Raw genomic sequence first — 13,748 nt, forward strand, 5'->3', positions numbered from 1 at the left:
AACGGCGCAGGGATAGGGACGCTGTTTCACCCGCGACGCAAGCTCAATCCAGCGGACGCCACGCCTGATCGGACGGCAGGGGCGCGAACAGGGCGTCCAGGTCGGCGTCGCTGACGCCGTCCAGGGTCGCGGGCGACCACCGGGGCGCATTGTCCTTGTCCACGATCACGGCGCGCACGCCCTCCTGAAAGTCGTGGGTGCGCACAACCCGGCCGCCCAGGGCGTATTCCATGGCCATGTTGTCGGCGAAGTCGGTCAGGGCGGCGCCGGCGCGGATCTGGCGCAGCGACACCTTCAGCGACTGGGGCGATTTGGTCTTCAGGATCGCCAGCTGCGCCTGGGCCCAGTCGGACCCTTCGGCCTCCAGCGCGGCGAAGATCGCCTCGACCGTGTCATGGGCGAACAGGCGGTCGATGGCCTCCAGATGCGGTTCGATCGGCGCCTCGCCTGCGTCATCCTCCAGCCCGTCGGCGATGTCGGCCGGGTGGGCCGGATCGGTGGCCAGGATGGCGCGGAACGCCTCCAGCGCATCGGTCGGCAGATAGTGGGTGTGGATGCCCAGGAAGACGGTGTCCGCCGCCTTCAGCCGTGCGCCGGTCAGGGCGATCCAGACGCCCGTCTGGCCCGGCAGGCGCGGCAGGAACCAGCCGCCGCCCACATCGGGGAACAGGCCGATCCCCGTCTCGGGCATGGCGTAGGTGGTGCGTTCGGTGGCGATGCGCACCTCGGCCGGTTCGCTGATGCCCACGCCGCCGCCCATGACGATGCCGTCCACCAGGGCCGTCACCGGCTTGGGATAGGTGAACAAGAGGTGGTTCAGCTTGTATTCCGTGTCGAAGAAGCGCCGGGCCTCGGCCGCATCGCCCGCGCCGCTTTCGGCGATCATGCGGATGTCGCCCCCGGCGCAGAAGCCGCGCTCGCCGGCATGGTCGATCAGCACCGACTTCACCGCCTCATCCGCGCGCCAGTCCAGCAGCGCCGCGATCATCGCCTCGCACATGCCCCGGTTCAGCGCATGCAGCGCCTTGGGCCGGTTCAGGGTGATGCGGCCGACGCCGGCTTCGACGCGGGTCAGGATTTCGGGTTCGTCGCTCATCCGCGCATCATCTCCCGCGCGGTGATGACGCGCATGATCTCGTTCGTGCCTTCCAGGATGCGGTGCACCCGAAGGTCGCGCACGATCCGCTCCAGCGGATAGTCCTTCAGATAGCCATAGCCGCCATGCAGTTGCAGCGCCTCGTCGGCGATCTGGAAACAGGCGTCGGTGGCCAGCCGCTTGGCCATGGCGCACCATTTGGTCTTCTCGGGATGGCCGGTGTCGATGGCCCAGGCGCCGCGCAGAACCATCAACCGCGCCGCCTCCAGCTGGGTCGCCATGTCGGCCAGCTTGAATTGCGTATTTTGAAACTCGTTCAGCGCCTTGCCGAACTGTTTTCGCGTGGCGACATAGGCCTGGGCCGTCTCCAGCGCCAGCCGCGCCCCGCCCAGCGAACAGGCGGCGATGTTCAACCGCCCGCCGTCCAGACCCATCATGGCGTAACGGAAGCCCGCCCCTTCGTCGCCCAGCAGATTGGCGACCGGGATGCGGCAGTCGTCGAAGCTGACAATGGCGGTGGGCTGGCTGTTCCAGCCCATCTTCTTCTCCTGCGCGCCGAAGCTCAGGCCCGGCGTCCCCAGATCGACGACGAAGGCTGAAATCCCCTTCGGCCCCGGCTCGCCCGTGCGGGCCATGACCACATAGACATCGCTGGTCCCCGCGCCCGAGATGAAGGCCTTGGAGCCGTTCAGCACCCAATGGTCGCCGTCGCGCACCGCCGTGGTGCGCATGGCGGCGGCGTCCGAGCCGGAACCCGGCTCGGTCAGGCAATAGCTGGCGATCCTGTCCATTGCCGTCAGCGCCGGGACATAGCGGCCGCGCAGGTCGTCGGACCCGAACCGGTCGATCATCCAGGTGGACATGTTGTGGATCGAGATGAAGGCGGCGGTCGACACGTCCCCGGCCGCCAGCTCCTCGAAGATCACCGCCGCCTCAACCCGGCCCAGGCCCATGCCGCCGTGCTCCTCGCCCGCATAGATGCCGCAGAAGCCCATTTCGGCGGCGGCGCGCAGGGTGTCGACCGGAAAGGTCTTGGTCTCGTCCCACTCGGCGCTGTGCGGCGCCAGCTCGGCCGCTGCAAAGGCGCGGGCGGCGTCCTGAATGGCGCGCTGGTCGTCGGTCAGGGCGAAGTCCATGGGGCGTTTCCTTCGAGTCTTTGCGCGGGGTTCTACCCCCTACCCTCTCCCGATGGGAGAGGGCTTGAGCGCACGGCGGCGACGCCGTCGTTCTGGCGCGCAAGGGTGAGGGTTGGCTGTTCCGCCACGGCTCACGCCGACGGATACAGCCGACCCTCATCCGACCTGGCTCGCGCCAGGCCACCTTCTCCCAGCGGGAGAAGGGCGATATGGAGCGCCCCATGACCACGCAGCCGTTCGCCCCCGCCCCCTTCCCGCTCGCCCGGCCGCGCCGGTTAAGGGCCAGCCCGTGGGTGCGGCGCTTGACGGCCGAGACGACCCTGACGCCCGCCGATCTGATCTGGCCGCTGATCGTGCATGACGGCGCCGAGGACCGCGTTCCGGTGGCCTCCATGCCCGGCGTCTTCCGCCTGTCGCCCAGGGCGGCGGCCGAGGCGGCGAAAGAGGCGCGCGATCTGGGCATTCCGGCGGTGGCCCTGTTCCCCAATGTCGATCCGGCGACCAAGGACGCCGTGGGCACGGGCGCGACCGACCCGGACGGCCTGATCCCCGACTGCATCAAGGCCATCAAGGACGCCGCGCCCGAGATCGGCGTCATCTGCGACGTGGCGCTGGACTGCTATACCGACCACGGCCACGACGGCGTGGTCGAGGACGGGCGCGTTCTGAACGACGCCAGCCTGGAGCGGCTGGCCGAACAGGCCTTCATCCAGGCCCACGCCGGGGCCGATGTGGTGGCGCCGTCCGACATGATGGACGGCCGGGTCCAGGCGATCCGCGAGGCGCTGGAGGCCAATGGGTTTCAGGACACCCTCATCCTGTCCTACGCCGCCAAATACGCCTCCGCCTTCTATGGACCGTATCGCGACGCGGTGGGGTCGGCGAAGATGCTGAGCGGCGACAAGAAGACCTATCAGATGGATTTCGCCAATTCGGACGAGGCCCTGCGCGAAGTGGCCATGGATATCGCCGAGGGCGCCGATGCGGTGATGGTCAAGCCGGGCCTGCCCTATCTGGACATCGTGCGGCGCGTGTCCGAGACCTTCAAGGTGCCGACCTTCGCCTATCAGGTGTCGGGCGAATACGCGATGATGCAGGCCGCCATCGCCAACGGCTGGCTGGACGGCGACCGGGCCATGATCGAGACCCTGACGGCGTTCAAGCGCGCAGGCTGCGCCGGGGTGCTGACCTATTTCGCGCCCGAGGCGGCGCGTCGGCTGGGCTGAGCCGGCTTCACAGGTCCCCGCTCGATCCGCCACAGCTCGATCACCGACACCAGTTGTCGCGCCCGCCACATGCCCACCAGATAGACCAGCGCCCCGACCGTCAGGGCGCCGACCAGGATCATGGTCCCGGTCCTCTGTTCGGTGGCCAGGCGGATCAGCGCCTGGGGCATCAGCTGCGCCATGCCCAGCACCAGGGTCACCGGCACCGAGACGTAAAGCAGGGCGATGAACTGGAACATCTGTTCCTGCCGCTTCAGGTTCAGCAGGGCCAGGTCGCGCACCGCCTCGACCAGATCGGGCCGCGCGTCCATCAGGTCGAAGGCGTCCTGGGTCGAGCCGTTGCGGCGCAGGCCGGTGACGAAGTCATTGCCGAAATAGGTCCAGGCGCCGGGCGTACCGAACCAGCTGGCGGGCGCGCCGACCAGGCTGAAGCGCTTTTTCAGCGCCCACCACAGATCCCAGACCGGATGCGGCGCCTGGCCTTCACGCCAGATGGGCGTCAGTCGGCGGCGTCGTTTGACCGGCGCTGCAACCGGGCCGCCAGGCTCGACGTGTCCCATCGCGATCCCCCCATGGACTGCACTTCGGAATAGAATTGATCGACCAGGGCGGTCATGGCCAGGTGCGAACCGTTGGCCCGCGCCTCGTCCAGCACCAGGCCCAAATCCTTGCGCATCCAGTCGACGGCGAAGCCGAAGTCGAACCGACCGTCGGCCATGGTGGCCCAGCGGTTGTCCATCTGCCAGCTTTGCGCCGCGCCCTTGGACACGGCCTGATAGACGGCGTCGGCGTCCAGCCCGGCCTTTTCGGCGAAATGCACCGCCTCGGCCAGGCCCTGCACCACCCCGGCGATGCAGATCTGATTGACCATCTTGGTCAGCTGGCCCGCCCCGGCCGGTCCCATGTGCTGGACCGCCTTGGCATAGGCGCGCAGTACCGGCTGGACCCTGCCTAGGGCGTCCGCATCGCCCCCGGCCATGACCGACAGCGTGCCGTTCTCGGCCCCCGCCTGTCCGCCCGACACCGGGGCGTCGATGAAGGCACGGCCCGACGCCGCCGCCAGATCGGCCATCTCGCGCGCCACGCGAGCCGAGGTGGTGGTGTGGTCCACGATCACCGCGCCGGGCGCCAGATGCAGCAGGGCCTCGGTCACCACCTGGCGCACATCGTCGTCATTGCCGACGCACAGGATGAGGATGTCCGCGCCACCGGCCGCCTCGGCCACGGTGGCGGCGAAGCGGCCGCCGGTCGCATCGGCCCAGGCGCGGGCCTTGTCGGGGCTGCGGTTATAGCCGGTGACGGCGTGACCTGCGCCGATCAGGTGTCGGGCCATCGGGGCGCCCATGACGCCCAGGCCGGCGAAGGCGATGGTCATTCGGACGCCCCGTTCGGATCGACGGCCACCCCATAGCGGCCCCGGTAATAGGTCAGGGCGTCGCCCGCCCGGCTGTCGAACGCCTGCACCCGCCCGACGATGGTCAGATGGTCGCCCATGGGCACGCGCTGTTCGGTCGTGCAGTCCAGCCGCGCCAAGGCGTTCTTCAGGCGCGGCGGGGCCGGGTCTTCGGTGTCGAACTCGTCCGGCGACAGGCGGCAGACGCCCCAGGCGAAACGGTCGGACATCTCGCGATCCTCGACCGGCAGCACATGGACGGCGAACCGGTCGGCGGCGGCGAACAGATCGTGCCGCTCGGACGCCTGGTCCAGGCACCACAGCACCAGCGGCGGGTCCAGCGAGACCGAGGTGAAGGAGTTGACCGTGATGCCGAACGCCCCGTCCGGCGTATGGGCCGTCACCACGCAGACGCCGGTCGAAAAGACGCCCAGGGCGTCGCGATAGGCGCGGCGAAGTTCGGAAGGGACAGGGGCGTCGGACACTCCCGTCCCCTAGGCCAGCCCCCGCCACGCGGCAAGAGCGCCGGTCGGGGGGCGCCAATCAGGGGGGCGCCAAACCAAGACGCCAGGGCCGATTATCGCAAACGCCTTCTTAACGGCCCGGCGCGATCATTAAGCCTGTTCTTCCCCTTGCGCCCGTGTGCCCCGAATGTCCGCCAGCGATCGCCCGATCCTGATCAAGAAGATCAAGAAGGTCTCCGGCGGCGGCCACCATGGCGGCGCCTGGAAGGTGGCCTATGCGGACTTCGTGACCGCCATGATGGCCTTCTTCCTGTTGATGTGGCTGATCAACACCACCGACCCGGAGCAGAAGCGCGGCATCGCCGAATATTTCGCCCCCGCCAGCGTCAGCCAGACCACCAGCGGTTCGGGCGGCATCCTGGGCGGTACGGCCCTGGGCGACGACGGGGCCAAGGGGTCCGGCTCGATGTCGGTCATCAACCAGCTGGCCCCCGAGGCGCCGCCGGACGCGCCCCAGGACGCGGGCCAAAGCTCGAACCTGGCCGCCGCCTCGGAACAGGCCCTGCGTGAAGAGATCGCCCGGCGCGAGGCGGCCGAGTTCGCCTCCGCCGCCGAATCCCTGCGTCAGGCCATGCAGTCCATGCCGGAACTGGCCGAGCTGTCGCGTCAGCTGATCGTCGACCAGACGCCCGAGGGTCTGCGCATCCAGCTGGTCGATCAGGAAGGCCGCTCGATGTTCGAGACCAACTCCAGCCGGCCGAACGCGCGCGCCAATCTGCTGCTGCGGGCGGTGTCGCGGGTGATCAACCAGCTGCCCAACCGCATCTCCATCACCGGTCACACCAGCGCGGCGGCCGGGTCCGGGCGCGCTTCCGGGCCGAACGACTGGACCCTGTCGTCGGCGCGCGCCAACGCCTCGCGCCTGGTGCTGCAGGGCGCGGGCGTCGATCCCGACCGGGTCTATCAGGTGTCGGGCAAGGCGGGGTCCGATCCGCTGTATCCCGACGACCCCAGCCTGGCCGGCAACCGCCGCATCGCCATCGTCCTGCTGCGCGAGGCGCCGGTCCTGCCCACGGACACCAGCCTGTGATCGTTTCGGCTGCAAGGCGCCACACCTTGCGGCCGGGGCCGAAACGGCCTCACATCATCGCCATGAAGCGTCGTTCGGCACAGTGCGCGCCACGCGGTCCGCAGGGTCTGCGGCCATGACCCGGCACATCCCGCACCGACAGCTGCAATTCTATCTGACGGCGACCGCGCCCTGTCCCTATCTGCCGGACCAGACCGAGCGGAAGGTGTTCGCCAACCTGCCGTTTTCCGATGGCGCGCATGTCAATGACGAACTGACCCAGTCCGGTTTCCGGCGCAGTCAGAACATCGCCTATCGCCCCGCCTGCGAGACCTGCGCCGCCTGCGTGTCGGTGCGCCTGCCGGTGGCCGACTTCGCCTTCTCGCGCGGGCAGCGCAAGGTGCTGGCCCGCAACGCCGACCTGTCGCGATCCCTGGTCGAGGCCGAGGCCACGCCCGAGCAGTTCGACCTGCTGCGCCGCTATCTGGAGGGGCGTCACCCCAGCGGCGGCATGAGCGACATGGGCTGGGCCGACTATGTCGCCATGGTCGAGGACACGGCCGTGCGCACCCATCTGATCGAATACCGCCTGCCGTCCCACGACGGCGGCCCCGGCGATCTGGTGGCCTGCGCCCTGACCGACCTGCTGAACGACGGCCTGTCGATGGTCTACAGCTTCTATGATCCGGCGCTGGAGAAGCGCAGCCTGGGGGTGTTCGCCATCCTGGACCACCTGCGCCAGGCGGCGGCCGTGCGCCTGCCCTATGTCTATCTGGGCTACTGGGTCCAAGGCTCGCCCAAGATGGACTACAAGGCCCGCTTCCGCCCCATGGAGATGCTGAAGCCCCTGGGCTGGATGCGCGTGGAGTAAGGGAACAGGCCCGTCGCGCCTTGCCCCCACGCCGCTTTTCCCCTATACGCGCCCGCTTTCCAGGACGTCGGTCTCTTTCGCGGAACGTCAAAGGGGCGGGATCATCCCGTTCGCCGCATCGAGAACCATCGGGCTTCGGCTTACCCGGCCGCATCTCGCCGACCTCCGCAAAGGGAGATGACGAATGGCTCTGTACGAGCACACGGTCATGTCGCGCCAGGATATCAGCGCGCAACAGGCCGAAGCCCTGAACGACACCATCAAGGGCCTGATCGAAGCCGGCGGCGGCTCGGTCGCCAAGATCGAATACTGGGGTCTGCGCAACCTGACCTATCGGGTCAAGAAGAACCGCAAGGCGCACTATTCGCTGCTGGCCGTCGACGCCCCCCCGGCCGCCATGGCCGAGGTCGAGCGTCAGCTGTCGATCAACGAAGACGTCCTGCGCTGGCTGACCGTCCGCGTCGAAGAACTGGACCTGGAGCTGTCGCCGCTGCTGGCCCGCCGCGAGCGGGAACGCGAGCGCGAACGTGAACGCGGCCCGCGTGAAGACGCCGACGCCGAAGTCGAAGCCTAAAGGACCTGGAACATGACTGACACCAACGCTCCCGTGCCGGGCGCTCCGGTCGGCTCTGGCCCGGCTCGTCGCCCCTTCTATCGTCGCCGCAAGGTGTGCCCATTCTCGGGCGCCAATGCGCCGAAGATCGACTACAAGGACGTGAAGCTGCTGCAGCGCTACGTCTCCGAACGCGGCAAGATCGTGCCCTCGCGCATCACCGCCGTTTCCCAGAAGAAGCAGCGCGAACTGGCCAAGGCCATCAAGCGCGCCCGCTATCTGGCCCTCCTGCCTTATGTGGTGAAGTAAGATGAAGGTCGTTCTGCTTGAACGCGTCGAGAACCTCGGCGCCATCGGCGACGTCGTCACCGTCAAGGACGGCTTCGCCCGCAACTTCCTGCTGCCGCGCGACAAGGCTCGTCGCGCCACCAGCGCCAACCTGAAAGCCTTCGAAGTCGAGCGCGCCGCCATCGAGGCCCGCAACGAGAAGAACAAGGCCGATGCCCAGAAGGTCGCCGACAAGATCGACGGCCAGACCTACGTCATGATCCGTCAGGCCGGCGAAACCGGCCAGCTGTACGGTTCGGTCGCGGGCCGCGACGTCGCTGAGGCCATCCAGGCCGAAGGCGGCAAGGTCGAGCGTTCGCAGGTCGTCCTGAACGTCGCCATCAAGACCCTGGGCGTCCACGAAGTGCCGGTCCGCCTGCACGCCGAGGTCACCGCCAAGGTCAAGATCAACATCGCCCGTTCGGCCGAAGAAGCCGAGCGTCAGGCCAAGGGCGAAGACGTCATCGCCGCGCAATTCTCTGAAGAGCGCGCCGCGGCCGAAGAAGCCGCCGCCGACATGCTGGCCGGCGGCGCCGGTCAGCAGGAAAACCTGGGCGAAGAGGCCTGATCGGCTTCATCGCTCTGGCGATCTGATGCGAAGGGGCGCGGTGGGAAACCACGGCGCCCCTTTTCAATTCGGCCGCCCTTGTTCGGCCATACGGACGCGGTCAAGCTGGCGCGTCATCGGGAGGGAAAACGCATGATCCGTCGTCTGTTTCTGGTTCTGGCCGCCCTGTGCGCCGCCATCGCCGCGCCGATGCCGGCGGCGGCCCAGCCGACCCGCACCCTGGACGCCTTCGTCGCCGATGCGAACCGCATCCCGATGAACGCCACCGCCATGCTGCGCCCCAGCGCCCGCCGCCTGATGACCGAGGCCAGCACTGCCATGGGCGCCGTGGTCGAGGAAGCCCGCACCGCCCAGGCCGCCGGTCGCCCCAACGGCGCCTGCCCGCCCGAGAAGATCCAGGTCAACGCCCAGCAGGTGCTGCGCTTCCTGAACGCCATCCCCCAGCCACGTCGCGCGCGGATGAGCGTGCGCGACGGCTTCCGCGCCTGGCTGGTCGACGGCTATCCCTGCCGAGCGTAAGCGCCGACTGATCCGCATAGGGATTTTCGGCCTGTCCCCAGAAGGCTGATTCTGTCCACGACAGAGGGCGCCACCGATCCTGTCGCAGGGGTCTGTCAGGGGTATTGCGTTAACCGATGACCCTGCTCGCCCCCATACCGTTCGACCCTGGCATGGACCCCGCGTCCATCCCGTCCCTGCCCCACAATCTGGAGGCGGAGCAGGCGCTTCTGGGCGCGCTGATGTTCGACAATGCGGTGTTCGAGCGCCTGTCCGACCGGCTGCGCGGCGCGCATTTCTACGAGCCGTTCCACCAGCGCCTGTATGACGCCATCGAGGACCACATCCGCCAGGGCCTGCTGGCCGAACCGACCATCCTGATGGAGCGGTTCAAGCAGGACCCGGCGTTCCAGGAGTTCGGCGGCCTGCGCTATCTGGCCGATCTGGTGGACCGCGCGCCCCCGGCCGCCAACGCCCCCGACTATGCTCGCGTGGTCTATGACCTGGCCCTGCGCCGTGACCTGATCCGCATCGGCGGCGAGATCATCAAGGATGCGCCGGACCCCGAAACCCAGGCCTTGGACAAGATCGAACAGGCGGAACAGTCGCTGTACACCCTGGCCGAGACGGGCCAGCCGTCGTCCGGCTTCGTCAGCTTCTCCAACGCCCTGGCCGGCGCGGTCGAGATGGCGGGCGAGGCGTATCAGCGCGACGGCAAGCTGGCGGGCCTGGCCACCTATTTCGACGATCTGGACCAGAAGCTGGGCGGACTGCACCCGTCGGACCTGCTGATCCTGGCCGGACGCCCGTCGATGGGTAAGACGGCCCTGGCGACCAACATCGCCTTCAATGTGGCGCGCAACTATCGCTGGGAGCCGGCGCCGGAGGGGCGCAAGACCGTGTCCGGCGGGGTGGTCGCCTTCTATTCGTTGGAAATGAGCGCCGAACAGCTGGCCATGCGTATTCTGGCCGACGCCTCGGGCGTGTCGTCCGACAAGCTGCGCAAGGGCGAGATCGACGCCGCCGACTTCGGCCGCATCCGCGATGCCGCGGTCGAGATCGGGGAAAGCCCGCTGTACATCGACGCCACCGGCGGCCTGTCCATCTCCAAGCTGGCGGCCCGCGCGCGGCGGCTGAAGCGGATGGAGCATGGGCTGGACCTGATCATCGTCGACTATCTGCAGCTGATCACCACGGGCGAAGGCAACAGCCAGAAGAACCGAGTGCAGGAGGTCAGCGAGATCACCGGCGGGCTTAAAGCCCTGGCCAAGGAGCTGTCGGTGCCGATCATCGCCCTGTCGCAGCTGTCGCGTCAGGTCGAGCAGCGCGACGACAAGCGGCCCCAGCTGTCGGACCTGCGCGAATCCGGCTCGATCGAGCAGGACGCCGACTGCGTGATGTTCGTTTATCGAGAGGCCTATTACCTGAGCCGGGGCGAGCCGCGCGAGGGCACCGAAGAACACCTGAAGTGGCAGCAGGACATGGACGCCGTGCGCGGCACCGCCGAGGTCATCATCGGCAAACAGCGCCACGGCCCTATCGGCACGGTCAAGATGTCCTTCCACGACGACACGGTGCGGTTCGGCAATCTGGCGCGCGACGGGCGTTACGACAGCTACGGTAACGATTGACGCTTTCGCATCGCTTCGCACTTGCGGCATAGTGGGCGGGCATGGCCCCTTCCCCCGCCCGCCTCACCGTCGATCTGGCCGCCCTGGCCCGCAATTTCCACACCGTCGGCGCCATCGCCGGGGCGCCGGTGCATCCGGTGGTCAAGGCCGACAGCTATGGCCTGGGGGCGATCCCCATCGCGCGCCGCCTGATGGCCGAGGGCGCGCGGACCTTCTTCGTCGCCCGCGCGGCCGAGGGCGTGGCTCTGCGGCAGGCGCTGGGGAGCGCACCCGTCATCTATGTGCTGGACGGCTGCGTCGCGGGGACGGCCGAGGACCTGAAGGCGGCGGACCTGCGTCCGGTGCTTAACCATGGCGTGCAACTGGCCGACTGGCGGGCGGCGGGCGGCGGCGCCTGCGGCGTCCAGATCGACACCGGGATGAACCGACTGGGCTTCCGTCCCGAGGAGGCGCCCCTGTCATTCGAGGGGCTGACGCTGGTCATGAGCCACCTGGCCTGTTCCGACGATCCGGCCCAGCCGATGAACCGGCGCCAGCGTGACGCCTTCGCCACGGCGGCCGGGCGCTATCCGGGCGCCGTGCGTTCGTTCGCCAACTCGGGCGGGTGTTTCCTGGGCCCGGACTATGCTTTCGACGCCGTTCGGCCGGGTGTCTGCCTGTACGGCGGCGGCCCCGAGGGGCGGCCCGATCCGCGCATCGCCCCGGTGGCGACCCTGAGCGCCGATGTGCTGCAGGTGCGAGACGTGCCGGCCGAAGACAGCGTCGGCTATTCGCGCGGCTTCGTGGCCGAGGCGCCGCGCCGGGTCGCCACGGTCGCGGCCGGCTATGCCGACGGCGTGCTGCGGGCCTATTCCGGCGGGCGCGCGGGCCAGGTCTGGATCGGCGGCGAACTGCGCCCCATCGTCGGCCGGGTGTCGATGGACGTCTGCGCCGTGGACGTGACCGGCCTGGACGTCGCGGTCGGCGATGCGGCCGAACTGTATGGCGCGCACCGCCTGCTGGACGACGCGGCCCAGGCGGCCGGGACCATCGCCTATGAGCTGCTGACCAGCATCAGCCGGCGGGTGCCGCGCGTCTACGTCGACTGACGGCGTCAGGATCGGTCGCAAGCCGGCCTGCGCCCCCTGCCCCGGCCGATGCTGATCCTGTAAGCCTGTCTTCATGGCCAAGGACTCTGCGATCTTCGTCTGCCAATCCTGCGGGGCGGTGCATGGCAAATGGGCCGGGCAATGCGCCGCCTGCGGCCAGTGGAACACCATCGTCGAAGAGGCCCGCAGCGCCCCGCCCGGCGCCCTGAAGCCCGCCGCGACAAGCCGTTCACGCGGCCTGAACTTCGAGACCCTCCAGTCCGAAAACCCCGAACCGCCGCGTCTGGTCACCGGGGTGGCCGAGTTCGACCGGGTGTGCGGCGGCGGCGTGGTGCCGGGTTCGGCCATCCTGCTGTCGGGCGATCCGGGGGTGGGCAAGTCGACCCTGTTGCTGGAGGTCTGCGCCCGCGCGGCCCTGGCCGGACGGCGGGTGGCCTATATCTCGGGCGAAGAGGCCATCGAACAGATCCGCAGCCGCGCGCGCCGCATGGGTCTGGCCCAGGCGCCGGTCGAACTGGCCAGCGCCACGGCCCTGCGCGAAATCCTGTCGACGCTGAAGCGCGAGCGGTTCGACATCGTGGTCATCGATTCGATCCAGACCCTGTGGAGCGACGTGCACGAGGCCGGGCCGGGGTCGATCGTCCAGGTCCGGGCCTGCGCCGCCGAGATGGTGCGCCTGGCCAAGGCAGGCGGGCCGGCCGTCATCCTGGTCGGCCATGTCACCAAGGACGGACAGGTGGCCGGGCCGCGCGTGGTCGAACACATGGTCGACGCCGTCATGACCTTCGAGGGCGAGCGCGGCTATCCGTTCCGCATTCTGCGCGCGGGCAAGAACCGCTTTGGCGCCACTGACGAGATCGGCGTGTTCGAAATGGGCGACAGCGGCCTGCGCGAAGTGGCCAACCCGTCGGCCCTGTTCCTGGGCGAGGGCAAGGAGCGCGCGCCCGGCGCCGCCGTCTTCGCCGGCATAGAAGGGTCGCGGCCCGTGCTGGTCGAGATCCAGGCCCTGGTGGCGCCCAGCGCATACGGCACGCCGCGCCGAGCGGTCGTCGGCTGGGATTCCGGGCGGTTGGCCATGGTTCTGGCGGTGCTGGAGGCGCGGTGCGGCCTGGGGTTCGGGGACCGGGACGTCTATCTGAACGTGGCGGGGGGCCTGCGGGTCAACGAACCGGCCGCCGACCTGGCCGCCGCCGCCGCCCTGATTTCATCCGCGACCGACATGCCCCTGCCGCAAGGCTGCGTCGTCTTCGGCGAGATCGGCCTGTCGGGCGAGGTGCGCGCCGTCGGCCGGGCCGAGGCGCGCCTGCGCGAGGCGATGAAGCTGGGCTTCGACCAGGCCCTGTCCCCGCCCCTGAACGGCAAGGCCGGCGCCGCGCGCGTCACCGCCGTGACCCGCCTGTCCGAAGCCGTCGAAAGAATCTCCGAAAGCCGCTATTGAAGGCTTCGATGATTGAGGTTGTCCGGGCTGATATTGGAAATGGGATAGCTGCGACCTCGGCCTTGGTCGCACTAGCCGCGCTTCTTATATCCCAACGGGCGGACACGGCGAGACGTATCTCCAACAGAGTTGCTCACCGAAATCTGGCTTACTTTGCGTTTCGATTTGTCGAAGATGTTGCGCAAAATATAACCGAAGGGAAATTCCAGACTAGAGCCGCATCTGATTGGTCTAGCACCAAATTCGGACTGGATGCGATCGACACCACAGCGGTGACGCCGACATCCTGGCTTAACGACTTACTCCAAGTCCGACTCCTTTGGGATACCGCTGAGATGATCGATCAGCGCAGAAATCCAGGCAATGATCTAGCTGTACTGGACAATGCGA

General features: G+C 68.5%; 15 protein-coding genes. 10 read left to right on the forward strand and 5 right to left on the reverse strand.

The window, feature by feature from the left end; genetic code table 11:
• Positions 1-43: 43 nt before the first annotated feature.
• Complete coding sequence (locus tag Q0581_RS03880) at positions 44-1,096, reverse strand: enoyl-CoA hydratase/isomerase family protein (protein ID WP_298697749.1); 1,053 nt, start codon at positions 1,094-1,096, stop codon at positions 44-46.
• Entirely contained in the window at positions 1,093-2,232 is a 1,140-nt protein-coding gene (locus tag Q0581_RS03885; protein WP_298697750.1) for an acyl-CoA dehydrogenase family protein, read from the reverse strand. Before Q0581_RS03885 ends, Q0581_RS03880 begins: the two co-directional genes overlap by 4 nt.
• A gap of 221 nt (positions 2,233-2,453) precedes the next feature.
• Here Q0581_RS03885 and hemB point away from each other — a divergent pair, with 221 nt between their 5' ends.
• The gene (gene hemB / locus Q0581_RS03890) at positions 2,454-3,458 is read left to right on the forward strand and encodes a porphobilinogen synthase (protein WP_298697751.1); all 1,005 of its coding nucleotides are present in this window, start codon (positions 2,454-2,456) and stop codon (positions 3,456-3,458) included.
• Here the strand turns inward: hemB and Q0581_RS03895 are convergent.
• Genes Q0581_RS03895 through Q0581_RS03905 form a run of 3 tightly spaced genes read right to left on the reverse strand, consistent with a single transcriptional unit; the run spans position 3,422 to position 5,336 of the window.
• Positions 3,422-4,018, reverse strand: coding sequence for a hypothetical protein (locus tag Q0581_RS03895; RefSeq protein WP_298697752.1), 597 nt, complete (start codon positions 4,016-4,018; stop codon positions 3,422-3,424). The genes hemB and Q0581_RS03895 overlap by 37 nt on opposite strands.
• Positions 3,958-4,833 carry an NAD(P)-dependent oxidoreductase gene (locus Q0581_RS03900; RefSeq protein ID WP_298697754.1) on the reverse strand — a complete coding sequence of 292 codons (876 nt, stop codon included), beginning with the start codon at positions 4,831-4,833 and terminating at the stop codon, positions 3,958-3,960. The genes Q0581_RS03895 and Q0581_RS03900 overlap by 61 nt, the downstream gene beginning before the upstream one ends.
• Positions 4,830-5,336, reverse strand: a complete 507-nt coding sequence (locus Q0581_RS03905) for a flavin reductase family protein (protein ID WP_298697756.1) — start codon at positions 5,334-5,336, stop codon at positions 4,830-4,832. Before Q0581_RS03905 ends, Q0581_RS03900 begins: the two co-directional genes overlap by 4 nt.
• A 166-nt stretch (positions 5,337-5,502) precedes the next feature.
• On the opposite strand from Q0581_RS03905, the gene Q0581_RS03910 reads away from it, so the two are divergent.
• The 9 genes from Q0581_RS03910 (at position 5,503) to radA (ending at position 13,358) form a co-directional block, all read left to right on the forward strand.
• A complete protein-coding gene (locus Q0581_RS03910; RefSeq protein WP_298697758.1) occupies positions 5,503-6,405 on the forward strand; it encodes a flagellar motor protein MotB in 903 nt (300 codons plus the stop codon).
• A 115-nt stretch (positions 6,406-6,520) separates the two neighbouring features.
• On the forward strand, positions 6,521-7,255 hold the full coding sequence (locus tag Q0581_RS03915; protein WP_298697760.1) for an arginyltransferase: 735 nt from the start codon (positions 6,521-6,523) through the stop codon (positions 7,253-7,255).
• Positions 7,256-7,439: 184 nt separating this feature from the next.
• A complete protein-coding gene (rpsF, locus tag Q0581_RS03920) occupies positions 7,440-7,829 on the forward strand; it encodes a 30S ribosomal protein S6 (RefSeq protein ID WP_298697762.1) in 390 nt (129 codons plus the stop codon).
• 12 nt (positions 7,830-7,841) lie between these two features.
• On the forward strand, positions 7,842-8,117 hold the full coding sequence (gene rpsR / locus Q0581_RS03925) for a 30S ribosomal protein S18 (protein ID WP_298697763.1): 276 nt from the start codon (positions 7,842-7,844) through the stop codon (positions 8,115-8,117).
• Between the two features lies 1 nt (position 8,118).
• Positions 8,119-8,703: a 50S ribosomal protein L9 gene (rplI, locus tag Q0581_RS03930; RefSeq protein WP_298697765.1), complete on the forward strand. Its 585-nt coding sequence runs from the start codon at positions 8,119-8,121 to the stop codon at positions 8,701-8,703.
• A gap of 132 nt (positions 8,704-8,835) precedes the next feature.
• Positions 8,836-9,222: a hypothetical protein gene (locus Q0581_RS03935; protein ID WP_298697766.1), complete on the forward strand. Its 387-nt coding sequence runs from the start codon at positions 8,836-8,838 to the stop codon at positions 9,220-9,222.
• Between the two features lie 152 nt (positions 9,223-9,374).
• On the forward strand, positions 9,375-10,832 hold the full coding sequence (locus Q0581_RS03940) for a replicative DNA helicase (protein ID WP_298697861.1): 1,458 nt from the start codon (positions 9,375-9,377) through the stop codon (positions 10,830-10,832).
• 41 nt (positions 10,833-10,873) lie between these two features.
• Complete coding sequence (gene alr / locus Q0581_RS03945; RefSeq protein ID WP_298697768.1) at positions 10,874-11,920, forward strand: alanine racemase; 1,047 nt, start codon at positions 10,874-10,876, stop codon at positions 11,918-11,920.
• Between the two features lie 73 nt (positions 11,921-11,993).
• Positions 11,994-13,358, forward strand: a complete 1,365-nt coding sequence (gene radA / locus Q0581_RS03950) for a DNA repair protein RadA (RefSeq protein ID WP_298697770.1) — start codon at positions 11,994-11,996, stop codon at positions 13,356-13,358.
• Positions 13,359-13,748 lie beyond the last annotated feature (390 nt).

The sequence above is a fragment of the uncultured Brevundimonas sp. genome, assembly GCF_937863155.1.
Classification (GTDB): Bacteria; Pseudomonadota; Alphaproteobacteria; order Caulobacterales; family Caulobacteraceae; genus Brevundimonas.